This window comes from Peribacillus sp. NPDC076916 (assembly GCF_050269675.1).
Taxonomy (GTDB): Bacteria; Bacillota; Bacilli; order Bacillales; family DSM-1321; genus Peribacillus; species Peribacillus aracenensis.
Window position 1 is genome coordinate 711,758 of sequence record NZ_JBNNIU010000002.1, and the last position, 24,582, is coordinate 736,339.

A 24,582-nucleotide genomic window follows, 5' to 3' on the forward strand; every position below is an offset into this window, starting at 1 on the left:
GCCAATCACATCGAGCAAGTTTTTAAAGAGAGACAATATGGTTCGAGGAGTCTTGAAACATAAAAAAGGAGCCATGGAAAAACCAAGGTTCCTTTTTTATGTTAAATCGAAAGAAAAGCATCATCTAGGAATGTTAGAAGGCTGACTTGACAGTGATTGATCACATTTTTTCCCTTGTAGTTCCTTCCTTTTAAACGTTGCATAAAGAAAGGCAAGGAATATCAGGGTGGAAGAAAATTGGAACGTTGTTTTGACACTGTATGTTTCCGTTATATAGCCTAATAGTAAGACAGAGCCGGCAAATGTAAGATTGATGACCGCTCCCCAAACGGCATAAATTTTTGCAAGAGTCTTTTCCGTTGCATGGTCTTGGAATAGCTTGGTGTAAATCACTTCCCGGATTTGTTCCGGGAGACCGTATAGGCATGCCAGCAGCAAAGCCAAAGCTGGAATACTGGTAGTTCCAAAAAGCAGAATCAGCAGTGAACTTAAAAATAGTCCGAGAATGATGAAGAATCCAATATATTTTTCTAGTAACTTGGCAAAACGGATGACGATCAATCCACTGAAAATCATGCCGACAAAGTAGCTTGTGTTGATGTATCCCCACCACTCCTCACCAAGTTGCAGGTTCTGTTCTACATATAAATAAATAATGGCAGCCACCCACACACTTGAAGCTAAAGTAGTTATAAAATCAATGGAAATGAGTGTACGGATAGTTGGGATTTGGTGAATCGCAACCCATCCGGATTTAATGGAACCCCAATTTGTCGGAGCAACAGAATCCGTCGTTTGCCCAGAGATTTCGATTCTAACTGTATAGATCGTTGAAAATGCAAAAAGCATGACAGCAAGCCAAATGATGAAGCTGCTGTTGGTGCTTATCAATAAAACGGACCCTAGTGGCCATCCTGCTACAAAAATGGTCTGGGTGATCACATTCAAGAAACCATTCGCTTTCATCCGTTCATCTTTTGGAACTAATTGAGGAACCAAAGCTGCGCTGACCGGGGCTGCGACTCCATCCAATAATGAAATCAAGGCGATGAAGAAAATGACGGCAACAGAAAAACCATGATTGAAAATTGTTATATAGATTCCTAGGCAAACGAGTAAGATAGTTTTCCACCATTGAGATTGTACAAGAATTCTTTTTAAAGGAAACCTGTCGATGACAAGGGGGGCAAGTAAACTGCTGAAAAACCTAAAAATCGTTGTAGTGAACGGAAGCAAACTCAAATAAAAAGCAGATCCCGTCAAGCTATATAATAGTGAAATCAACCCGACTACATAAAATATATCCCCTAGATTTGCAAACGCCTGACCTATCCAAAGGCATCGAAACGATGTATTTTTCATGAATACCATCCTTTTAAGAAAATAAAGATCATGGATATTTAAAATGGTTATTTTTTTACACTGGATTCACTCCCAAATTTAATAGATTGTATGAGCCGGGTTGGGCTGTTTTATATAGACGATTTTACCATAATATGAAAATGGGGGTTATGAAATGCTTGCTGAATATTGAATATGGAATTATACTCCTTAATATATGTAAAAAAGGAGAAAAATTTGATGATTCGACGTTTTGCTTCATATTACCTTCCGCATAAGCGGTTATTCATTATTGATTTCTTCAGTGCAGTGGTTGTGGCTGTACTTGAACTTGCATTTCCGCTAGCCGTTCAGTGGTTTATAGATACACTGCTGCCTGGCGATGATTGGTCTGCAATTGTTTCGGTAAGTGCCGGATTGTTCCTCCTTTATATCATTAGTACCTTCTTACAGTTCATCGTAGGGTATTGGGGTCACAAATTGGGTATTAATATTGAGACTGATATGCGTGAGGAATTATTTGAGCATGTGCAGAAACAATCTTTTCGTTTTTTTGATAACACGAAAACCGGCCATATCATGAGCCGCATAACTAATGATCTGTTCGATATTGGTGAACTTGCTCACCATGGTCCCGAAGATATATTCATTGCCTTCATGACTTTTATAGGTGCATTTTGGATTATGTTGACGATCAATGTGAAATTGGCACTCATATCGGTTTGTATTTTACCGTTCCTCGTTTTATTAATTGTCATAAGTAACTTAAAGATGAATAAAGCCTGGAAGAAAATGTATACAGAAGTTGCAGATGTAAATGCCCGTGTGGAAGATAGCGTCTCAGGGGTGAGGGTTGTCCAATCCTTTACTAATGAAACATATGAAATGAAAAGATTTTCTACTAATAATCGCAGATTCCGTAAAGCGAAACTTCTTGGCTATAAGGTAATGTCCTTTAGCTTATCAGGCATTTACATGATGACGAGGTTTATGACCCTTGCCGTGTTGGTGATAGGAGCTTGGCTAACATTTCATGGGCAGCTCTCTTATGGTGAATTGGTTGCATTCGTCTTATACGTTAACGTATTATTTAAACCGATCGACAAAATAAGTGCGTTGATGGAACTTTATCCAAAAGGGATGGCCGGCTTTAAGCGTTTTACGGAACTTTTGGATGTCGCGCCTGATGTCGTGGATAAAAAGGATGCAATAGAAGTGACCACCCTTTTGGGCGATATTTCCTTTAAAGACGTTTCTTTTAACTATGAAGATAAAAAGCCGGTTTTAAAAGGTATTGATCTAACAGTTAAAGCGGGTGAAACCATTGCCTTTGTCGGGCCTTCAGGAGCCGGGAAAACGACTATATGTTCATTGATCCCACGATTTTATGATGTTAATGCAGGCTCGATTTCCATTGATGGAATTGATATTCGTGAGATGACGAAAAAGTCATTGCGCTCACAAATTGGCATAGTCCAGCAAGATGTATTCCTTTTCACAGGAACAGTAAAAGAGAACATTGCGTACGGAATGCTTGGAGCATCGGATGAACAAATTCAAGAAGCCGCAAGGAAAGCCCATTTGGAGACTTTCGTTGAAGGACTTCCAGAAGGCTATGAAACTCAAATAGGTGAACGAGGCTTGAAATTATCCGGAGGACAAAAACAACGAATTGCAATAGCGAGGATGTTTTTGAAGAATCCGCCAATATTAATTCTCGATGAGGCTACCTCTGCACTCGATACTGAAACGGAAAGAATAATACAGCAGGCTCTTACTGAACTGGCTGAAAACAGAACTACGCTAATCATCGCACACCGTTTGGCAACCATACGAAACGCTGACAAGATCGTGGTAGTTACGGAAGAAGGAATTGCTGAAGAGGGCGGTCACGATGACTTACTTAAGCAGGGGGGCCTTTTTGCCAATCTGCATCAATTACAATTTCAAAAAAGATAAAAAGCTATATGTCCTCACAAGGACATATAGCTTTTTTTAATATGGTGGAGTTATTTTCATGAAGTGAAATAACTTCAATTCAAGAAAAAAAGAAGGTATGGATGTGTTGGTCCTTTTCGTAGACTAATAACTTAATATTTTACCAATGCTTCATTTACCTTAGTATTTACTGTCTTAACATTGCATTTTATGCAACTGAACTACAATTTCATATTGGGATTAGTATAATGATGTCACTTCTGCTACTTTAGTAAGTTCTACGAAGAGTAAAGGGTGAATCAAGGTAAGCTAACGGTCCAAGTCAAGGCGTGTTCTTATATAGCTTCCGCACCCGGCAAGCCTTAATTCATTTCAGGCTGTTAGGATCCTAAATGTTATCACTGTTGGGTATGATATCAGTACAGCAGTCGGGAAGTCAGCACTTAATCTGCCAGTTGGTCTAGCAGGCATGGGTCAATTGGATGAATCACTATAATTGGCGATACCGCAATGAATGACAGAGGAAGTATTCTTGGCGTAGTAACTAATCGAATCACGGTAAATCTAGGTTGGGAAAAATATAATAATGTAACATATGTTTAGCAGAAAGGACTTGGAGTTAATCCAGGTCTTTTTTTTGAATTGGGTGTAATTGAGTGAATGCGGATATGACTTCTTATGAATTCGTTTAGTGGCTAACTTTTTTTAATGGAGAATTCTTATTACAGGATTAAATAAACTCATGCTACAATTCCGCAGATGCAACGTTACCATTCTTCAAGTATTCCATAAAATAATAATATTTAGTATAGAGTTTTGTATAATTTGTGAAAATTTATATGGAGGGGTATGAAGAAGGTTGAAGCACCCAATATTTTTACAACCGGTTTTCAAAGAAAAAATTTGGGGAGGCACTGCGTTACAAGACAAATTCCATTACAACATTCCTTCACAAAAAACTGGTGAATGCTGGGCCATTTCTGCCCATCCAAATGGGCAAAGTGTTGTAAGTGCAGGTGAATTTAAAAGCCTTTCCCTGGGAGAGCTTTGGGGAAAATACCCTGGGATTTTTGGTGGAATGAATCAGGGTGATTTTCCACTTTTAATAAAAATTTTAGATGCGAATAATGATTTATCTATACAAGTCCATCCTAACGATGAAAAAGCTAATAAAAAGGAAACCGGTACGCAGGGTAAAACAGAATGCTGGTATATAATCCACTGCGAAGAAGATTCAGAGATTGTACTTGGGCATAATGCAAATACAAAGGAAGAATTAATAAACATGATTGAAAATAAGCAATGGGACCGTTTGCTTAAAAGAGTAAAAATTAAACCTGGTGACTTTTTCTATGTACCAGCTGGTACGATACATTCTCTAGGTAAAGGAATCCTTGTTTTGGAAACACAACAAAGCTCTGACTCCACTTACCGTGTCTATGATTATGACCGTGTCGACAGTAATGGTAACCTTAGAGAATTACATTTGGATAAAGCGATTGATGTAACAATAATTCCTCATGAACTAAAAGAATCAGGGTACATGGTGATAAACAAAGATGAGGCAACAATTACAAAATTTTTAGGTTCAGAGTATTTCTCTGTATATAAATGGGAAATAAATGGTTCTTTTTCTTATACACAGAACGAAAGGTTTCAATTAGCAAGTGTAATCCAAGGAAATGGTCAAATTAAAACAGCAGAAGGAACATCTTTAATCAAAAAAGGAGACCATTTTATTCTGCCGTTCGATTTAGGGGATTTTGAAATTAAGGGTAATTTAGAGCTAATCGTTTCACACCCATAAGAATGTAGGGTGAAATGGCAGTGAATGGTGTGGAAAGTAAAATATAATAATAATACCCAAATATCAATAATAACTTATAAAGTAAACCATATTTATTCAAAATATTATGTCAAGTGAGTATGTCAGTCATATAGTAATATGTAATATCAACATGATTGGAAATGAACTCCTTGATTCTTGTAAAACATCTGATGCTAATACAATAAAAAGGTGGGAAAAAATGAAAGGAGTCATACTTGCTGGTGGTACAGGGTCTCGTCTAGAGCCATTGACTAAATTTCTGAATAAGCATCTTTTGCCAGTAGGACCATATCCGATGATTTATTGGTCAATTTTAAAGTTGAAAGAAGCCGGAATAAATGAAATTTTAATAGTAACAAATAAACACCATCTTTGTTCCTTTATCGAGTTATTGGGGCTTGGGGAAGATCTTCATGTAAACATTCAATTTAAAATACAGGGGAATGAAGGTGGAGGAATAGCGGATGCACTAATATCAGCTAAAAATTTTATAAATAATGAAAAATTTGTCGTATTACTAGGAGATAATATTTTTGAAGATTCATTATCCCCATTTGTTCAGACATTTCAAAAACAGAAAAAGGGTGCAATGTTACTTCTAAAAGAAGTGGAAGATCTTACTCGATATGGTGTACCTCATTTAGACAAAACCAATCAAAAAATAAAGTCCATCATTGAAAAACCGAGCAATCCACCTTCTTCATATTGTGTGACTGGAATCTATATGTTTGATCAAAAGGTTTTTGAATATATTGAAACGATTCATCCTTCACATCGAAATGAGTTGGAAATAACCGATGTGAATAATCTATATATTCAAGATGATCAACTGCAATATGATATTTTGCAAGGATGGTGGGTTGATGCAGGTACACATGATTCACTTTATCAAGCGAATCAATATGTACACGAAAAAATAAAGAAGGAGGATGCGACGTGAAACGACACCTCCTCATTACAGGTGGCGCCGGTTTTATTGGATCCAATTTTATATCCTATTTACTTGAGAATTCTAATTACTATATAACCAATGTGGACTCTTTAACCTATGCCGGTAATCTTGAGAATATCCAATCATTTGTGAAATCGAATCGCTGTCGTAGTATTCAGGCGGATATTGGTGAAAAAACAGAATTATCCAAGGTATTTGATCAAGATTATTTTGCCATCATTAATTTCGCTGCCGAAACCCATGTAGACCGTAGTATTGAGGATGCATTTCCGTTTATTCATACAAATATTATTGGGACATATAATTTATTACAAGCAGTTACATCTGGAAAAGCTCATAAAATGATCCAAATCTCAACAGATGAAGTATATGGTTCTTTAGAGCCGAATGATTCTCCATTTACTGAAACAACCTCTGTTTCTCCGAACAATCCATATTCAGCAAGTAAAGCTAGTGCGGATCTATTAGTAAGATCCTACTTCCAAACCTATCAACTGCCGTTAATTGTTACACGGTGCAGCAATAACTATGGTCCGATGCAACATACAGAAAAATTCATTCCTAAAGTCATTACGAGAGCCTTGAATAATATGGAAATCCCTTTATATGGCGACGGTTTAAACATTCGTGACTGGATATATGTTGAAGATCATTGCCGTGCCATCCATGCCGTTCTTGAAAAGGGATTGGCCGGAGAGGTCTATAATATTGGAGGTTCTGAAGAAAAAACAAATCGAGAAATAATCGACTATATTTTAAAGAAGTTAAGAAAAGAGGAAAAACTAATCAAGCATGTAGCGGACCGGAAAGGGCATGATCGTCGATACGCCATGGATTCCTCGAAAATCTCGAGGGAACTAGGTTGGGGGCCAACAATTACTTTTCATGAAGGGATTCAAAAGACGATCGAATGGTATCGCCAAAACGAACAAAAGAGTGGGTGAGACTTTGGATATTGTCATTACCGGTGCCAATGGCCAGTTAGGAAAAGAACTAGAAAGACGGTTAGGTCAATTTCATACTGTAGTAAGTTTAAGTAGAAATGATTTAGACATCTCAGAAAAAGAGGAGGTATATAAAAAAATCATCCAACTTGAGCCCCAAATCATTATTCATGCTGCCGCATTTACTGCCGTGGATCAATGTGAAACGGACCGTAAAAAGGCTTTTGAAGTAAATAGCCTTGGTACGGGCTATGTTTCGCTAGCTGCAAATATGGTTGGTGCCCGGGTGTTTTATATTAGTTCTGATTATGTATTTGATGGAAATAAGCAATCCCCTTATTTGGAGGAAGATGTTCCAAACCCACAATCAACTTACGGTATGACCAAATGGATTGGGGAACAATTCGTACTCTCAATAAATAATGGGACCGTGATCCGCACTTCCTGGTTATACGGTCATGACGGAAAGAATTTTGTGAAGACTATGTTAGAACTGGCGAAAAAAAATAAGGAAATAAGAGTTGTAAATGATCAGGTGGGTTCCCCTACCTATATTAATGATCTTGCTGTAACAATTAGTCATTTATTCGATAAGAAAAATGGCATTTATCATGTAAGTAATGCTGGTTCATGCTCTTGGTATATATTTGCAAAAGCGATTTTTGAGGAAGCCGGATTCGATGCAAATTTGGTAAAAAGCATAACTACTGAAGAATTTGGTGCTTTAGCTCCGAGACCTCATTTTTCAGTCTTGGAAAATAAAGCATTGCTTCGGGAAAAGGTTCAAATCCCCCGTCCATGGAACGAAGCATTAAAGGAATTTATTCGAAAAGAGGTCTGTCATGATTGAAGGTGTGAAGGTAAAGAAACTTGTAAAACATTGTGATGACCGTGGTTTTTTTGCAGAGCTTGTCCGTGATGATGAACCTGAATTGTTATCGAGGTTTGGTCAGGCTTCTTGTTCGATGAGTTATCCGGGAGTCATTAAAGCTTTTCATTATCATGAGAAACAGGATGATCTATGGTTTTTTCCTTCAGGGAATGCCCAAGTCGTTCTTTATGATTTGAGGGAAGGTTCTTCTACAAAGGGAGAAACTGATGTGTATTATATGGGTGAGGAAAATCCCATTATGTTACTGATACCAAAAGGTGTTGCGCATGGGTATCGTGTTCTCGGGCAAAAATCTGCTACGATTCTTTACTTCACAACAGAGTCATATAATCCGAAAAATCCTGATGAGAAACGGATTAATTGGGATGATTCGGCAATAGGTTTTTCATGGGAGACAGAAAACAAATAATGAGGGGCTTTTCAGAAAGAAATAAAATGTATCTGGGGCCGGTTCAATTGTAGCAATTTAGTGGAAGCTGGTCTTTTTCTTTCTCTTTTCCAGATTCAAAGAATGCTACGTGACGTCTTCAATGATTCTTATTTTAATAAATTAATGAGTATATATAGAAATAACCATAGTATAAATACATATATATCCTATGCCCTAAAATAATTGATGTTTCCAATGCATTTCCTTTATCCAAGTATTCACAAGTTTTTATTTAAGTAGTCCTTCATTAAACTTGATTCTTTTCAAAATTTGATTTAGAAGCAAAAGTAATCTTGATTTTCCTGATAAATGGTTATATAGGGTTAATATGTAATCTTAATCCTATATAACGTGAATGATATCCACTATTTTTTATAATCAAGTAAAATTCCTGAAAGGAAACGAATAGTTAGAAGTGATCGGAATTAAAAGGGAAATAATCCTAGATATATAGCAATTGAGGTGGAAATGATGAAAAATGGAGTAAATCTTATCGGATATGCTAGAGCTGAATCAGGTTTGGGTGAAGCATGTCGTTCGGCTGCAAAAGCTCTGCAATCTGTCGGAGTTCCGTTTTGCATCATTAATTTTCCTAGATGCCCTTCAAGACAAAGTGATCTTAGTTGGAAACACAAAGAGGTAAAACAGCCTATTTATAAAACTAATATCTTTTTTATAAATGCAGACCAACTGTATTATCACTTTAAATTAACCAATTTAAAAAGTGAATGGTTTAACAATCGATATAATATTGGATATTGGCATTGGGAATTGCCTGAATTTCCAGATGCTTGGGTAAAAAGCTTCGATTTAATAAGTGAAATTTGGGTTCCTTCACTTTTTACATTAAATTCCATTTCTTCAAAGACATTAAAACCTGTTCATTTTATTCCTCATGCAATTTCCGTTGAAATCCCAAAAATAAATCGGACTCAATTTAGTTTACCAAATAATCGCTTTCTATTTTTAACGATGTTCGATCTTCACAGCACATCTGCCAGAAAAAATCCTCTAGCGGTTATAGAGGCATTTAAAAAAGCTTTTTCGCAAAATAATCATACTGTTGGTTTAGTTCTTAAGATCAATAATGCATCGCATTTTCCAAACGAAGTTAATCTAATAAGACAAAACATTATGGGGTTTAACAATATATTTCTAATTGATAAAGTGTTAAGCCGCAAAGAGGTTAATGGGTTAATGAATGTCACAGACAGTTTAGTTTCCCTTCACCGTTCAGAAGGATTTGGTTTACCGTTAGCTGAAGCGATGTATTTGGGGAAACCAGTGATTGCAACAAACTGGTCGGGAAACGTTGATTTTATGAATGAAAACAATTCAAGCTTAGTTGATTTTACATTGAAAAATATTGAGGGGAATTACGGACCTTATATAACAGGTCAACAATGGGCAGAACCTGAAGTTGATCATGCTGCGTTTTTAATGAAACAAATGGTGGATGATGTAGATTATGCTAATCGAATTGGTTTACAGGCTAAAAAAACAATATTAATTAAATATTCACCCAAAAATATAGGACGTATATATAAAATACGTCTAAATCAAATCGAATTATTGTGATTATTAAAAGTATCATACTACAATTTGCGCGAGAATGAGAAAAACTAAAATCCTAACTTGCTTGTAAAAAAAGAAAACTGTAGAGGCAACTTTTATTATGCTTATAAGGGTAACTTTGGTGTTCCTATTGTTCTTTATGACACATACTATGTAATTGACAGATTTTGTATTTGTTCTGAGTGCACTTAAATTTTATTACAAGGGTGTGTAGTAAAGTATGAAAGCAATCATTTTAGCGGGAGGACAGGGAACACGGTTTTGGCCTTTAAGTACAAAAGATAAGCCTAAACAGTTTCAAAAAATAATTTCAAACGAAACAATGCTTCAACAAACTTATCAAAGATTTCGGGATTGGCTTCCAGCTGAAAAGGTGTTTGTAGTAACTACTGAGAAATATTTGAAACTTGTAAAAGAACAATTACCAGAGATTCATAGGGAAATGATTATATTGGAACCAGATCAAAGGGATACAGCTCCATGTATTGCACTGACCGCTCTACATTTTTTAGAAAAAAATGATGATGAGGCTTTGGTTATATCTCCTTCTGATCAGTATATACAAGGCAGTAAACACCTTCAAAATGCAATTAATTTAGCAGAAACTATAGCCGACAGTAAAAATGCAATCGTTACACTTGGTGTAACTCCTATTAACCCTGAGACTGGATATGGGTATATTCGCACAAAACCGAATGCTCAATTTTATTCATCCGTTTATGAGGTAGAATCATTTATTGAAAAACCAGACATTAAAACGGCAGAAAAGTTGTTGCTTGAAGAAAATGTATATTGGAACACAGGCATTTTTATTTGGAAACCTTCGACAATTTCATCATATTATAAAAAACTGCAACCAGAAATGTGGGAACTTATAAACACTAAAGAAGTGGACTTAAAAACAGCTTATTCAATGATTCCAAAAGTTTCTGTCGATTATGCAATCATAGAAAAAGCAGATAATCTTTATACCATACCAGTAAACTTTGTCTGGGATGACTTAGGTGTATGGACATCTTTGGAACGTGTTGAAACAGCTGACAAAAATAATAATTATCAAAAAGGTGAAGTTACTACATCCTCTTCTGAAAATTGTATTGTCTACACTGATCGTAAGACGCTCCTTATTGGAGTGGAGGACTTAATTGTAGTTTCAACAGAAGAGGGGATATTGGTTTGCCACAAATCAGAGGAACAAACTATAAAAAGGCTATTGAATAACGAATGCTTCCCGGATAAACCAGCCAAAGATGAATAGGAATCACCAATAATAATTGATTTACGATGAAAATAACGGAACGGAGGTTTAACTTATGAAAACAGCATTAATAACAGGAATTACAGGCCAGGACGGCTCATATTTGGCAGAACTGTTATTAGATCAGGGTTATAAAGTTTATGGATTAAAAAGAAGAACAGCTACCCCTAATCTTGAAAATATCAAATCTTTGATAAATGAAATTGATTTTATATCAGGTGATCTTCGCGATATTACATCTTTGACTGAAGCAGTGCAATTAGCAAAACCTGACGAAGTTTATAACTTAGCAGCACAATCCTTTGTCGGAGATTCATGGCGTCAGCCAATCTATACGGGAGAGGTAACGGGACTCGGAGTTACGAACATACTTGAGGCGATCCGTCAAGCGAAACCAGATGCAAGGTTTTATCAGGCATCAAGTAGTGAAATGTTTGGGAAAGTACTTGAAACGCCACAAAAAGAAACGACGCCATTCTACCCTAGAAGCCCTTATGGTGTGGCAAAGGTTTATGGTCACTGGATTACTGTGAATTATCGAGAAAGTTACAATATGTATGCTTGCTCTGGAATTTTGTTTAATCATGAATCTCCTCGCCGGGGAATAGATTTTGTTACCAGGAAAATTACTGATGCCGTTGCCAAAATAAAGCTTGGAATACAAGATAAGTTGCATCTAGGAAATATAGATTCAAAACGCGATTGGGGTTTTGCAGGAGATTATGTTAAAGCAATGTGGCTAATGCTGCAGCAAGATGAACCCGATGATTATGTTATTGCAACTGGAGAAACCCATACTGTTAAAGAATTTGTTGAAATAGCTTTTGAACATGTTGGTTTAAACTGGCAGGAGCATGTCGTTCAAGACCCACAGTTCATGAGACCTGCAGAGGTTGATATTTTGTTAGGAGATCCTTCAAAAGCAAAACGAAAATTAAAATGGGAGCCTCAAATAAACTTTGAACAAATAGTAAAGATGATGGTAGATCAGGACCTCGAAAATTATCATTAAAAATCAATGACCTAGCTTGTTTGTCGTTAAAAAATCGATTGCGCAAGTGGAAAAAGGTTGGGGGAACAGCCTATGTATTTTAAAGGAAAAGAGCATGTAGTAGTTCAACCAATATTTGAGAACATTCGCAACTCCTTCACGTATGAGTTTTGGGTTAAACCAAAAGAGTCCCATAAAATAGTCGATGAAACTATAAATGGAATTAGTGGACTATCCGGTCAAAGATACTTAATTGGGCCAGGGCATGCTGTAATCGGGGAGAGAGCAGGGGTAGGGGTATCCGCAGGTACCAATGGTGTAACGGTATTTGAACATACTTCTTCACATCTCCCAGCCTTATTGGTATATGAAATTCCGTTAACAGAGTGGACACATGTTGCAATTGTTTATGATGATAAAACACCATTCTTGTTTATCAATGGTGAGTTTAAGAGTAAGGGCTTAAGCAGTAGTAAAAATAATGTTTATGCTTCTGGTCTTATTGGCGGCTATGATCCATATGGTTTTTATATTGGATACATTAAGGATATAAAACTTTGGGACTATTCTAGAACTGAAAAGGAAATTAAAGAAGGAATGCATGAGATATTGACCGGGGAAGAAGAGGGGTTATTTAGATATTGGTGGTTTCATAATAATATAACAATTAGCCCTCCCAACCTTATCAATAATTTTATTTTGACCGCCCTCCCAAGAGCTTATTAATTTAGCAAAGGCTTTTGTGGATGCCTAAAGTAATTGATATTTAAGGAGATGATTGAAAATGAATTCACCACCGATCGTTTTTACCGACTTTCATCATCCCTCTCTTTTAAATAGTCTAATTTTGTTATTCGAAAAAAAACTGGGAGGAATGGTTTTTCGTCCTATTGGAAAGGATTGGTATTCACAAGGGTTTTGGAAAATATATCTTTATCATGATGCAGTTGACCAATATTTGGAGATTGGTAATAGTAAACATAATAGTGTTGTGAGCCACTTATGTAATGATTCTACATTTAATTTACCGGTTTATGTATGTAAGGACTATACCGGATTTTTAAATAAAGCTATTACTTTAGAGAGTTTTTATAAAATTCCGATTGACATACTTATTGCTACCATACCTGAACATATTGAAACCTTTCGCAAACTATGTGAGACTCATCCAAATAAACCTAAGTTAGTTTACCAAATTGGTAATCATTGGTCTATAGAAACTGGAATTTCGAATGTAATGGCCAGTGCAAAAATACAAAATGTTCCTCATAATATCAACTTTATCTCATACCATCAAGAGTTTGATCTTTCTATTTTTCACTCTGATTTTTCATATCCAGCTCAAAATATTTGTTCTTTTGTTAGCTGTTTTAATACTGCAGATATTTATACAGATGACTGGAAACTGTTTGAATCCGTTGAAAGTATAATGTCTGATTGGAATTTTAAGTCTTATGGAGCCTTATGCCGTGACGGAGAAATTGCAGGTCAAAATAAACTAGCTGATAGAATGAGGGATTCCCGATTTATTTGGCATACAAAGTTTGGTGGCGATGGCTATGGTCATATAATCTATAATTCTGCTGCAGTAGCAAGGCCGTTGGTGGTTAAAATGGAATATTACGATGACAGACTTGGTAAAGAACTTATGCAAGAAGGTAAAACTTGTCTTGCAATAGATGGATTAACCCCTCAAGAGATCGCAAATAAAATACGATACTATTCGGAGGAAAACCGCTATGCAGCCCTATGCAAAAATGTAAATAAGAATTTTAAAGAAAAGGTTGATTTTGATAAAGAGTATATTACCCTACACAGTTTTATAAAAAGATTGAAATAGTTGGTGTTGTTATATAATCGTAAATTCAGTTGGAATTGACATTCTAACTAGGAGATGGATAGAGAGATTTCATCTCCTATTAGTTTTAACAACCTTTATCAATTTGCACTTATTATATAGTATAGTTTAATTCTTTTGTTCCAATGTGTATTGGTGGTAGTATTTTTCGACCTTTGGGCACCATGTTAAAGTGCAGGATCTAAATTCTTTGCTTCCCTTTTTAAACCTTTTTACCCTTTCTTATGAATTCCACCAAGAAAAACCTGTTTAGAATACACAGGTTTTAAATATTACTATTAGTTAAAAAGACAACTTTATGGATTCTTGAATTCTGTCAACGAGTAATATTCCCTTTAAGGACTAGCACTCGTTTTTCGAAGAATGACATGACCAATACTCTCTAGCAATTTATTCCCATACACCTACATTTTGGGTGCAAGTATTCCTGAAACACCCAAAGGATTTATATGACGAATCGAAGATATAGTTTTTGGTATAACATTTTCCATGGCTTCCACTGCCTCTAAATAGGGTATACCCTGCTTGATAGAATTTCTCCAAGAATTATAGAAATTATTTGAGAACCCGTATAATCTGAAAATATTATCTGGATGACAATTTTAATATCAATCAATGGCTGTTAGGAGGAGATGGCTTTGATTCCAAAAAATACAATGATGATTGTATTTCAACAATATAAAAATTTAAATGACTTCATCTCTGGTGGAAGAGAATAACGTTCAAATTTCCTATCATAAATTTTTGAATCTATCGGATAATGTATAAATTTTAGTTTGGTAGTATATACTAATTAGCAAATGATTTAAATTAAACTCCGAGTGTACCCAAATTTCATCCATTTTATTGCATAGATTGACTCAATGTCTTGGTATACGATCTGCCCTCAAATAAAGTTATTCCTATCTTTTTCTTTATTTGATTATTTTCTATGTTATTTTCAATTAATGATTCATATGATTCAGGGGTACTATGGATAATTACATAGGAGTGATCACCAAGGTCGGTGTTTTCATTTGTTGTTTTAAGTAAAAATCAAAATCTTTTTTCCATTTTCATGATCGATTTGTCCTATATTCAAACCTTTTAACGGTAAATCAATATATCGGAATGTCATCAAAAAATTTCCATATCAAAGATTGGACCCGCCCATAAAATCCCTGTAGGTTGCACCATATTTTTACCACCTTCTTCAAAGTTTTTAGTAACCTCACATTACAAATTTCGATTATCATTTACTTACTTGACCCTTGCAAAAAACATGTCCTGAAGAATCTTGTCTAATTGAGTGTTTGTTTTGAAACCTTTGTCGTATTCCCAAAATAAAAAAGGACATCTCTACCTTGTTGGTGAATATTGTGGTTACCAAGCCCAATCTTAACGAAAAGGAGAGTGTCCACTTTTGTGGTAACCCGTTATTCTTATTTCGTCAATTTTGTTTTTGCCTAGTGTCTTGGTCTATTGAAGCCACAGTTGAATAACATGATTTCGCTTATCCATGGAATCATTCTTACAGATGGCCGATAAACGATTACCCGTACCCGGCATAGTCGGTCAACCAATGAATATCGTGATCTAGGTTGTATAACACGATTTCTAAATGAATCACCGTGGTGTCCCAGCCGAGTGACACGTCACCAGCTTCAATATATGATGGATCGAGTGAAGGGAGCCAGCCAAAAAAGGGGACACTCGACCAGTTGTGTTCTTCCTCGTTGACGACACTCAGTGTAAAAAGGATCGTACGACCCGTTGAATGGAAGGGCTGGGTAATCACTTTTCCCACTCTGATGGAAAAACGGTGTGGCCCCATTGTCTCGTAACGGCCCACCTCTTCAGAGAGAGGCACTCGTTTGCCCGGGATTTTCGCCCTTATATTCGTGAGGTTTACTTTCAAGAACACGGCCAGATCTTTAAAAGTAAAAATGACCTTGCGATTAAACTGATACAATAGTATAAACCGTTGGAAGACGAACAGGTCTATGTCCTTGTAGATAGTTGGTACACAAGTAAAACTTCATTGATGCCTATAACCAGAAAGGATACCACTTAATTGGTGGAATATGGACCAATCGTAAAATCTATCCGAACGGGATCGGAATCAAGTCCGAATTTGCAACTGATTATATTGCTAAGTCATATCTCCACTACGTTACAGTTGACGGTCATTTTATAAAACCAATCCGTATAAGGGACCTTTAAGTGATGTTGAAAATGTCCAGGCCTTTTTATCTTGGGAAATCGGCATTCGAAGGAGACGCCATTTTGCCTCCTTTGTAAGACTGTAGCTTGAATGTCGTGACCATTCTGGCTACAACAATATCCGGTGGAATATTGAAACCGGATACCGTTATTTCAAGGATTTACTGGGCCAGCTGCTTTCCTGTAAAGGTATTGAGCGATTCTGGTGTGTACATTTCTTAGCGTACAACTATCTCGAGTGTAAACGAAAAGACAGGGAAAAAGGGCACCCGCTCACAATTGGTGTTGTTGTCCGAAGAATACGGTGAGAACATCTTGGTCAGCTCTTTGTCTACGTTTATGAACAAGCAATGGCAAACAAACCTTTAGAGGGAATCTTACGTAGCCTAAAGTTATTTGCTTAAGTAGTCTGCGATGAATACTACTGGTGTGTAGTAATTGGAAAAGACCAAACCCCCATCCTTTCCCAGGATGGGGATTAACTGTCGTTTACATAAAAATGATTATTATAACTGTTTACCGGGTTGATCGACATATTACGAGCAAGGTTTATGTGCTATATAGATTTTTAAAACTTTCTTTCTGGGCAATGATATCGGTGAATGCTTCCTTATGACCTTTGGGAAACAAAACACCAAGTCCAAAGGAGTGATCGAATTCAATATACGGAAACACGGATTTTAGATCATCCCACAATCGGTATACCCCAACGTCACCGCCTCTCAATGCAATATCGTGAAACAAAATAACTCCATTTGGCGCCAGCTTCGGTAACCATGTCGTATAGTCGTGAGAAACGGCTTCATAAGTGTGATAGCCATCGATATGAAGCAAATCAACAGATTCATACGTAAAATTTTCCAATGCTTCGTCAAATGTGCTTCTTATTAGAGTCGCTATTCCTTGAAATTCTCGATTCACATGATTACTGACGCCTTGATATATATGGTCACCGTAATACCCCGTATGAGGATCACCTTTCCAGGTATCTACCGCAAAGCATTTTGTACCAAGTCCACCGTCTTTGACAGCCTCACAAATGCTCAAAAAAGACGTTCCCGCAGCTGTCCCAAGCTCAACGAAGGTTCTAGGCTTCATAAAGCGGACTAATTCATAAGCAAATCGTCGGTGACCCGACCAACCACCAGTATCGCCGGAAAGGAATTTGTCTTTATATTGGGTCCAATTCATCTGCTATTACCACCTCGTATGCAATTTTACGTTCTGTTCTCTATACTATATGAATGAATTGATATGGTTACTTGGGAACAAAACGTATATATTAAAAAATGCGAAATTAAAAAATCAAGGTACTACATCAGGTGCGAAATATACGTTTTAATAATCTTGTAGGACTTTTCTTTTGCAATCAGTTAATTAGATTTGTTACTGAAGTATTCGGCGATTAATTTTCATAAATATCTTGCTCAGTCCAGCTATAAGTAAATGGTTCCTTCCCATAGACACTCACAAGTTTAGCTTTTAGTCAGGACATGAATACCAGTTTTTTAACCAATCCAATAATAGTATTCTTCAACTTTCTGTATTTCCTTTCTCGTCATTGTCCTACGTTAATCCTAAATACCTTTTTGCTGTATTTTTCCAAGAATCAAGTAATGGCACTCTAACTTTTAAACACTCTGTCAGCCAGAGCTTAAACTGCCCCGGATTATAATCGATCGGTTCTTGACCATTCTGTATTAAATGCCAATTATGTGATAATCCATTAAGATGCAAGTAGGTATATTCCGGGATAGCTGCGGTAAGTATACCTTTTTCATGGAGTTGCTTTTGAATACATCCAAAATGGTCATATTCCGGTGGTTTGGCTGAAAAGTCTTTTTTTATTTGACTGAGAATTGTTTTGTGTAAAAACCAACAGCAAGGATGTATTCTCCGGAGTGCACCGGATGGGGCACCAAAGTCCTGATATACGGCTATGCTTTTTTCGACAGTTGCTAGGTGTTGTACATCCTTCCAAAATTTACTATCACTAATGATAAAATCTTGTTCTGTAAACCATACCCATTCACTGTCCGAATATTTCAGTGCTTCATTGGTAGCGACATTGCGCCAGTCTTCATCGCTAGAATGATCCCTATTGGTGATGAAGGTTACATTGTCTTCCATCATGTTTTTTTGCACGAATTCCTGAAAATTTGGAAGAACATTTGTCTCGGTGAAAACGATAATAACGCGGTAAAGTCTGTTGCGGTTATCCCGAATGAATTGTCGCCAAAGTGGGTAATCGCAATTATTCGGCCATAAAAGTATTAAATCAATTTGCATATTACAGTCCTCCTGTTCAATTACTCTTTCAAGTCCAATGTAGTATCCTCCGCTAATTCTACCAATTTATCCTGATCTCGTGCTTCCTATGCCCTTGTCCAACAGGTGGTGATACGCCTTTCAAATTCTTCTTTCTCAAGACTCGAATTACACCAATGATTAGGAAGCGATGCTTTCTCTTCCTTGCCATTAATTCTCTAAAAGTCAATGGCCTGTTCTAATGATCCCTGATTATTCCTCCCATACCGGATGATAAACTGCCCATTTGTATCCAAGGCGTGCCGTTATCAAATAAAAAGCGTTTTGCTTCGTAATCCCTCAGGTCATCCGGACTTGCGTGAAATTACGGGATGTATCATTGCCCATAGTTTAAGTGGCGTCCCGACGAATGTATCGCCTGCTGCCTCTCTGCTGCCTCTTCTTTAAAAGTGTAATCAAGTGCTTCGCAGTACTCGCCGGCACTCCAATGAACAGCACCAAATTTACGTGAAGTATTCCGTAGCGTACCAGTTTTAGAAAAAAAGAGAGTAGGCCAAAAGTTACACCCCTGATTACTTAGCCCTTCATAATTCAACCCCATAGCTCTGCTGCCCTGTCGAGGATTTCCTTGCTGCACGATACCCGTTAATTTCCGATTAAATCCACATGACCTTGCTCAAGCACTTGTCTATTTGACCAGGCTTGAATACAAAGCTATCGTCTTCTATAAGCATCAGGCACTCTGCCCGGAACTATCAAACTCAATACATAGCATTATATCCACTTATAGTCAGATGGATGCGTTTTATATAGCCCGGTGAGACCACGAGGTGTTGCAAAATGGAATGGTCTTATTTTTTCGTATTTAACTAATCCATTTATTTCTCCTGGAATCTCCCCCCACGGCCAATAGGGTTGATTGGGATGGTCCGGATTGTCTTTTACTTCTTGCCCTAGATGCCTGTGGAGGTCATGGATAAAAATAAATCCACCCTCTTCTAGGTAGTCGTAGAATTTAATAATCTCCGCAAAGCGTGTCTGTGGCTCTGTATCCAGTAAGATCAGCTTATATTTCTTCTCGCCTGGGTCAAAATCTTTGACATCTTTACAATATAAATTCACATGACTTTGTAAGCCCATTCGATGTATTCGCTCAACTGCCCGTTCATGAACATGTCTCGAAAATTCAACGGTATCAAGTTTACCCTTACCATTGTCTTTGAGTGCCATGCCCATATAGGAGGCACCTGTTGCATAGTGGGTGCCCGTCTCAAGTACCCATTCAGGCTTTAAAAGCCGGACAAACGCATAGAGAAACTCCCCTGTTTCACACTCAATACCACCAGAATTGAATGCGGAATACAGTTTTGATTCCTCTCCACCTGACCATTCAGACTCACTATGGAGCTGGAGGGTTGGATCGAGAGATAATAATAGGTCAGTTATGTTCATTTACTTTTCTCCTTTTTAAGTTCCTTAATCATAAAATCAAGATCAGCTTTCATTTGTTCTGCATATTCGATAGCATCATCAGTTAGTTCTTGAGCATACTTTCCGAGTGAAAAAAGGCAGGTATCAACGAATCAGAAAATTTTAAAAAAATTTTCTGTCAATCCTGCTTATAATAAATTCCCCATACGATGAGCTCATATCAAAGTATTCAGCCCAGAGAGCAAATGACACAATAATTCAGTTTAATTTTTTAGGGGATTTTGGGAAATACAACCTCTAAAGTCATGCATAAATTAGTATTTTGTATGCATATTGTTGCTTAACTATCAGTACAGCCAGTTTTGCGAGCGGTTCAATCAGTGGAAGAATTCGCTTCAGCTATCCTTACGCCAGGAGCACAAGGCTGGAGAGAAGCTTTTTCTTTGATTAAGCCGGGCCAACCATCCCCGTAATTAACGTTGAAACGGGAGAGATGAAGGAGACTCAGTTTTTTTTCGCCACACTCGGCGCCAGCAGCTACACCTACGTTGAAGCCCAATTGTGGGATAAAGAAACCCAAATAGTCTTATGCGTAAAACTACACCTGTCAGGCAACTGGAAAAATATATGAACAGTATTGGGGTTGATGTATATTTCATACATTTCAAGCCGGAATAATTGTTGTATTATAGTGTTCAGCTATTTATTAGATTATCTGGGACCACAATCCTTGGTACACCTCCATAGAACTCAAAGCAAGCCGTGGGCTTTAATCCAATTTTCAGTTCACAAAGAAAAGCTTCTACACAAGCATATTGACTACACGGTAGAGTTGAAACAAAGACATATACAGGAATGTCTTCCCAAATATAATAATCTTTCATATTCATGGTTTGGCCCGCCCATCCACTTCTAAAAGTTCAACAGGTTTTCGCTTGATACGCATAGTTGCCTTTGTCTTGGTGGCATACTCATGATAAAATCGGCAAAACTGACGATAGCTATAGGGAATTTCTTGATTCGCTCTACTACTTAAGCAATATTAATCCCACAAAAGTGAAAGTGTTTCGCCACTTCTAGCCAATTCCTTGTGGAAGTGTTAACGATCTGTCTTTTTCTTTGAAGTACAGTGGATTTCGCCGTCACAATTGTTTGAAGCTCAACATAAAGTAATTTAAATGGCAAACTCTTTTTTGGGTGTATAGTAATGACTGAGTTTAAGCTTTGGGTCCGGATTGTAGTGGAACTCGTGTAGTTATAAGAATTCTTATGAAAGTAGGTTGATTTTGATTAACCTTGGCAAGTGGTTCAAAAAAACCACTTGGTATGCCACAAAAAAATTAAGGAGGATGTCTTATTACAACCTCAATTTCTCAATTTTAATAATGAAGAATATTTACTTACTTACTTGGTGGTGGATGCACAGGGAATTCTTATTATAATGAGGTTCTACAGATCAATCTGTAGAAATTTGTAGGCAATATGCGCCTCATTGGGAAGTGCAAGATTCCTAAAATTTCAAGAGTTTGATGCAGTTAATGCTGATTGTGACGTAATGGATATTGAAAAAGAAGTTACAGGTTGGTAAATGGACTGAATTCCTTTGTTGTCGAGATAAAGAAGAATTTTTCTTCTCTAGACGATTTAGGCGGGTACGGTACACGTCTTAGAATCAACAAAACAAATATGAAAAATAGGCTTTTTAAAGAAAATGATTCGGCGGACATGATCCATACAGTGCAAGCAAGGGAGGGTGTATTAATATTAAATGAGATGTAGTAGAAAAACGAACCCTTAAAGGAGTGGAAATTATGTATTCAAAGCCAATTGTTTTTTCTGACTACCATCATGGTTCACTTTTTTATAGCTTAACTTTGTTATTCGAAAGGCGACTGGGTGGTAGTATTTTTCACCCTATTGGATATGATTGGTATACTCATGGTTTTTGGAAAGTATTTGATCATCCGGACACAGTTAAACAGTATTTAGATTCCAGTAGAGCCGAACCATATGGGAAAGATAACTCTATTTTTTTATGCCCTGATACTGGTTTTACTGGAAAAGGCATTACTTTAAAAGGTTTCTACAAAATGCCTGTGGATATCGTAATTGCTTCACTCCCACAACATATTGAACCATTCCGTCGTCTTTGCAAAAGCCACCCTAATAAGCCAAAGTTAATTTACCAAATTGGAAACTCATGGGCAGTTGAAGCAGGACTTGCCCAAAATATCATGGCAAGTGCGTTAATCAAAGGTGTTCCAGAAAACATACGTTTTATTTCATATCACCAAGAATTTGATCTCTCCGTTTTTTATCCTGACTTTTCCTACCCTGGTCAAAAAATATCTTCTTTTGTTAATTGTTTTCCTACCTCTGAGGGATACGCCTTTGATTGGAACTTGTTTGAGACTGTAGAAAGGCTGATGCCTGATTGGACATTTAAAAGTTTTGGTAATGTGTGCCGTGACGGCTATGCGAATGGCCCCAACGAATTAGCAAAAGAAATGAAGCAGTCCCGCTTTATTTGGCATACAAAAAATGGGGGAGATGGGTACGGTCATATCATCTATAACACTGCTGCCGTAGCAAAGCCAATGATTGTGAAGATGGAATACTATAAAGACAAAATGGGAAGAGAGCTCATGATCGATGGTAAAACATGCCTTGCTATAGACGGATTAAGCCCCCAAGAGGTGGTAAATAAGATCCTATACTATTCAGATGAAAAAAAATATGAAAATTTATGCAAAAATGTATATGAAAACTTTAAAAGTAAGGTTAATTTTGATAATGAGGGAAAATCCATTCAAAATTTTATGAAAGGTTTGAAGTAAAACAAAGTTTTGTGATGTAGAAGAAGACATCTTTTGAATGGGGAAGGTGTCTAGGTTCTTGTTAAAAAAGTAAATAAATTATCTGTGGAAAAGCACATGGATTATTATCCTTCATTAAATGGAGGTTTTTAATTAATGAATAACTTAATTGATGAATTCCATAACTAAAATTACTATATTATGGTATCTTCTATTGCGAAATGGCTAGGGACGTAGGTAGTAAACTTCCGTTTGATTTTTTTTATATCAATAATTATTTATGAGATAAAACCAGACGTTACTATGAAAAATGGAACATTCGGTGGAGGTAGTCCATTATTCCTTAAAACTATACTTGATCTTATAAATAAAGGTTAGATTAATACCAATGGTATTCGTCAACAACTTAATAGCCCTTCTCACGCAAGAATAACATACTTGGAAGCATCTTCAACAGCAGAAGAAACGATAGGAAATGTTAAGAGTATGATCAATCTAACGGATACTGTTATGGTTATTTTAGACTCAGTTCATTCTAAAAACCATGTTCTAAACGAACTGAAATTATACGGTAATTTCGTTACAGTCGGTAGTTATTTAATTTTAGAAGATACCAAAATTATTGATCAGTAGAAACAGGGGTTTGGAGAGGTGGAGTATGTATTTTTATGAGGGGTTTTCTAAAGTTCATGAAGTAAATGATAGACAAGTATGGGTTGCTGACTCCATTGAAGGATTACCGATACCTGATAAAGATAAATATCCCAAAGATAAAGGGGATCCACATCATACATATGATTTTTTGAAAGTACCATTAAAAGAAGTACGTAATGGAAAACTTCAAAAAATACGATCTCTTAGATAATCAGGTTGTATTCTTAAAAGAAACCTTAGCTCATGTTAAAAAGTTAGCTGTATTATGATTGGATGGGGACATGTATGGTTCCACTATGGATAGTTTAAAAAACCTTTATAAAAAAGTCTCTATGGTGGGTATATAATTATAGATGATTATTATTTACCAGGTTGTAATGCTGCTGTGAAAGATTTTAGACCCGAATTAAATATCGCTGAACCTCTTGTAAACATTGATGTAAGTGGTGCTTGTTATTGGAGAAAATTGAAACAGATATAATTGTTTAAATCATAGTGCTGTTTAAAGCTAGTTTTAGGTTGAATATATTTTAATTATGACCGATGTTTAATAAAGGCAAGTATCTCCGATTATTCCATGAAATCGGTAGAGTGTCTTTCCTAGCCGCTCTACTGTATTCCTATTGGAATTTAAATAAAAAAGAATCCATGCTGTTTTTTTTTAATGAATGCTATGTTTAAAAGGATCTTAATTAATTCCTTCAGTGCAATTTAAAAATATAACAAAAATGTGGACAAAAAAATAATTCCCTTTTTTAGATTAGTTAATTAATTACTTTTGTCGCTTCAGGCATAAGCATTTCCGTTAAAACAAACAAATATTCCCAACATGCCGGATGGTTTAACTAACCTATTTGGTATCTAACAACATACTTCATGTGTAGAATGATAACAATCATATTCAAAATCCAACTTTATTTGAATTCACTTCAGCTAACCTTGATACGAGTGTTATTTGAGGTGCCTTTCTCCAGCATAAGATTACTCGTAATCTTACCACATAACGTTAACGCCTTTCATTTCCAAAAAAATGCTTTATTTAATATCAGAGTTTTCGAATTAACAAACATAACAACTTTTATTAATTAAAAAAAGAATGTTAGTTTTATTACTTTAATGTTATGAAACTGGCTGCATTACTTATACTGAATAGCATTGAGGCTTCCCGTTTACCATAATTAAGCCTCACTACAAATTTGTATCC

At 36.4% G+C, this 24,582-nt stretch carries 18 protein-coding genes and 3 pseudogenes; 16 read left to right on the forward strand and 5 right to left on the reverse strand.

Features of this window, described 5'->3' with window-relative positions; genetic code table 11:
- Window positions 1–120: 120 nt before the first annotated feature.
- A complete protein-coding gene (locus ACQKFG_RS08430; RefSeq protein ID WP_427557791.1) occupies window positions 121–1,362 on the reverse strand; it encodes an MFS transporter in 1,242 nt (413 codons plus the stop codon).
- A gap of 219 nt (window positions 1,363–1,581) precedes the next feature.
- Between ACQKFG_RS08430 and ACQKFG_RS08435 the strand changes: the two genes are divergently transcribed.
- The 11 genes from ACQKFG_RS08435 (at window position 1,582) to ACQKFG_RS08485 (ending at window position 13,989) form a co-directional block, all read left to right on the forward strand.
- Window positions 1,582–3,300, forward strand: coding sequence for an ABC transporter ATP-binding protein (locus tag ACQKFG_RS08435; protein WP_427557794.1), 1,719 nt, complete (start codon window positions 1,582–1,584; stop codon window positions 3,298–3,300).
- 838 nt (window positions 3,301–4,138) lie between these two features.
- The gene (manA, locus tag ACQKFG_RS08440; RefSeq protein ID WP_427557797.1) at window positions 4,139–5,086 is read left to right on the forward strand and encodes a mannose-6-phosphate isomerase, class I; all 948 of its coding nucleotides are present in this window, start codon (window positions 4,139–4,141) and stop codon (window positions 5,084–5,086) included.
- A gap of 220 nt (window positions 5,087–5,306) precedes the next feature.
- The gene (locus tag ACQKFG_RS08445) at window positions 5,307–6,047 is read left to right on the forward strand and encodes a sugar phosphate nucleotidyltransferase (RefSeq protein ID WP_427557800.1); all 741 of its coding nucleotides are present in this window, start codon (window positions 5,307–5,309) and stop codon (window positions 6,045–6,047) included.
- Window positions 6,044–7,003 carry a dTDP-glucose 4,6-dehydratase gene (gene rfbB, locus ACQKFG_RS08450; RefSeq protein ID WP_427557802.1) on the forward strand — a complete coding sequence of 320 codons (960 nt, stop codon included), beginning with the start codon at window positions 6,044–6,046 and terminating at the stop codon, window positions 7,001–7,003. Before ACQKFG_RS08445 ends, rfbB begins: the two co-directional genes overlap by 4 nt.
- A 4-nt stretch (window positions 7,004–7,007) precedes the next feature.
- The gene (gene rfbD / locus ACQKFG_RS08455; protein ID WP_427557805.1) at window positions 7,008–7,853 is read left to right on the forward strand and encodes a dTDP-4-dehydrorhamnose reductase; all 846 of its coding nucleotides are present in this window, start codon (window positions 7,008–7,010) and stop codon (window positions 7,851–7,853) included.
- Entirely contained in the window at window positions 7,846–8,304 is a 459-nt protein-coding gene (locus ACQKFG_RS08460; RefSeq protein WP_427557808.1) for a dTDP-4-dehydrorhamnose 3,5-epimerase family protein, read from the forward strand. The genes rfbD and ACQKFG_RS08460 overlap by 8 nt, the downstream gene beginning before the upstream one ends.
- Window positions 8,305–8,796: 492 nt before the next feature.
- Complete coding sequence (locus tag ACQKFG_RS08465) at window positions 8,797–9,903, forward strand: glycosyltransferase (RefSeq protein ID WP_427557811.1); 1,107 nt, start codon at window positions 8,797–8,799, stop codon at window positions 9,901–9,903.
- Window positions 9,904–10,120: 217 nt separating this feature from the next.
- Complete coding sequence (locus ACQKFG_RS08470) at window positions 10,121–11,158, forward strand: mannose-1-phosphate guanylyltransferase (protein ID WP_427557814.1); 1,038 nt, start codon at window positions 10,121–10,123, stop codon at window positions 11,156–11,158.
- A gap of 55 nt (window positions 11,159–11,213) precedes the next feature.
- Window positions 11,214–12,170 (forward strand): GDP-mannose 4,6-dehydratase, encoded by a 957-nt coding sequence (gene gmd, locus ACQKFG_RS08475; protein ID WP_427557817.1) that lies wholly within the window; start codon window positions 11,214–11,216, stop codon window positions 12,168–12,170.
- A 72-nt stretch (window positions 12,171–12,242) separates the two neighbouring features.
- The gene (locus ACQKFG_RS08480) at window positions 12,243–12,875 is read left to right on the forward strand and encodes a LamG-like jellyroll fold domain-containing protein (RefSeq protein ID WP_427557820.1); all 633 of its coding nucleotides are present in this window, start codon (window positions 12,243–12,245) and stop codon (window positions 12,873–12,875) included.
- Window positions 12,876–12,933: 58 nt separating this feature from the next.
- A complete protein-coding gene (locus tag ACQKFG_RS08485; RefSeq protein ID WP_427557823.1) occupies window positions 12,934–13,989 on the forward strand; it encodes a hypothetical protein in 1,056 nt (351 codons plus the stop codon).
- A gap of 1,549 nt (window positions 13,990–15,538) precedes the next feature.
- On the opposite strand, the gene ACQKFG_RS08490 is transcribed toward ACQKFG_RS08485, so the two are convergent.
- The 4 genes from ACQKFG_RS08490 to ACQKFG_RS08505 all read right to left on the reverse strand — a co-directional run bounded on the left by ACQKFG_RS08490 (window position 15,539) and on the right by ACQKFG_RS08505 (window position 19,929).
- Entirely contained in the window at window positions 15,539–15,958 is a 420-nt protein-coding gene (locus tag ACQKFG_RS08490) for a hypothetical protein (protein WP_427557826.1), read from the reverse strand.
- An 800-nt stretch (window positions 15,959–16,758) separates the two neighbouring features.
- Window positions 16,759–17,400, reverse strand: a complete 642-nt coding sequence (locus ACQKFG_RS08495; RefSeq protein WP_427557829.1) for a class I SAM-dependent methyltransferase — start codon at window positions 17,398–17,400, stop codon at window positions 16,759–16,761.
- A 375-nt stretch (window positions 17,401–17,775) separates the two neighbouring features.
- On the reverse strand, window positions 17,776–18,498 hold the full coding sequence (locus ACQKFG_RS08500) for a hypothetical protein (RefSeq protein WP_427557832.1): 723 nt from the start codon (window positions 18,496–18,498) through the stop codon (window positions 17,776–17,778).
- A 753-nt stretch (window positions 18,499–19,251) separates the two neighbouring features.
- Entirely contained in the window at window positions 19,252–19,929 is a 678-nt protein-coding gene (locus tag ACQKFG_RS08505) for an O-methyltransferase (RefSeq protein ID WP_427557835.1), read from the reverse strand.
- A gap of 324 nt (window positions 19,930–20,253) precedes the next feature.
- Between ACQKFG_RS08505 and ACQKFG_RS08510 the strand changes: the two are divergent.
- The 5 genes and pseudogenes from ACQKFG_RS08510 to ACQKFG_RS08530 form a co-directional block, all read left to right on the forward strand.
- Window positions 20,254–20,464, forward strand: a pseudogene (locus tag ACQKFG_RS08510) (IS21 family transposase); the annotation flags it as partial.
- Window positions 20,465–21,349: 885 nt separating this feature from the next.
- Window positions 21,350–21,545, forward strand: a pseudogene (locus ACQKFG_RS08515) (glycosyltransferase family 2 protein); the annotation flags it as partial.
- Between the two features lie 174 nt (window positions 21,546–21,719).
- Window positions 21,720–22,745, forward strand: coding sequence for a hypothetical protein (locus ACQKFG_RS08520; protein ID WP_427557838.1), 1,026 nt, complete (start codon window positions 21,720–21,722; stop codon window positions 22,743–22,745).
- A gap of 372 nt (window positions 22,746–23,117) precedes the next feature.
- A complete protein-coding gene (locus tag ACQKFG_RS08525; protein WP_427558242.1) occupies window positions 23,118–23,357 on the forward strand; it encodes a CmcI family methyltransferase in 240 nt (79 codons plus the stop codon).
- Window positions 23,354–23,859, forward strand: a pseudogene (locus ACQKFG_RS08530) (TylF/MycF/NovP-related O-methyltransferase); the annotation flags it as partial. The gene ACQKFG_RS08525 and the pseudogene ACQKFG_RS08530, both read left to right, overlap by 4 nt.
- Window positions 23,860–24,582: the final 723 nt, after the last annotated feature.

Coding starts and splice junctions, on each gene's coding strand:
- ACQKFG_RS08430 (WP_427557791.1), bottom strand. CDS start 1,362: ATGAAAAATACATCGTTTCGATGCCTTTGGATAGGTCAGGCGTTTGCA.
- ACQKFG_RS08435 (WP_427557794.1), top strand. CDS start 1,582: ATGATTCGACGTTTTGCTTCATATTACCTTCCGCATAAGCGGTTATTC.
- ACQKFG_RS08445 (WP_427557800.1), top strand. CDS start 5,307: ATGAAAGGAGTCATACTTGCTGGTGGTACAGGGTCTCGTCTAGAGCCA.
- ACQKFG_RS08460 (WP_427557808.1), top strand. CDS start 7,846: ATGATTGAAGGTGTGAAGGTAAAGAAACTTGTAAAACATTGTGATGAC.
- ACQKFG_RS08465 (WP_427557811.1), top strand. CDS start 8,797: ATGAAAAATGGAGTAAATCTTATCGGATATGCTAGAGCTGAATCAGGT.
- ACQKFG_RS08470 (WP_427557814.1), top strand. CDS start 10,121: ATGAAAGCAATCATTTTAGCGGGAGGACAGGGAACACGGTTTTGGCCT.
- gmd (WP_427557817.1), top strand. CDS start 11,214: ATGAAAACAGCATTAATAACAGGAATTACAGGCCAGGACGGCTCATAT.
- ACQKFG_RS08480 (WP_427557820.1), top strand. CDS start 12,243: ATGTATTTTAAAGGAAAAGAGCATGTAGTAGTTCAACCAATATTTGAG.
- ACQKFG_RS08485 (WP_427557823.1), top strand. CDS start 12,934: ATGAATTCACCACCGATCGTTTTTACCGACTTTCATCATCCCTCTCTT.
- ACQKFG_RS08495 (WP_427557829.1), bottom strand. CDS start 17,400: ATGAATTGGACCCAATATAAAGACAAATTCCTTTCCGGCGATACTGGT.
- ACQKFG_RS08500 (WP_427557832.1), bottom strand. CDS start 18,498: ATGCAAATTGATTTAATACTTTTATGGCCGAATAATTGCGATTACCCA.
- ACQKFG_RS08505 (WP_427557835.1), bottom strand. CDS start 19,929: ATGAACATAACTGACCTATTATTATCTCTCGATCCAACCCTCCAGCTC.
- ACQKFG_RS08520 (WP_427557838.1), top strand. CDS start 21,720: ATGTATTCAAAGCCAATTGTTTTTTCTGACTACCATCATGGTTCACTT.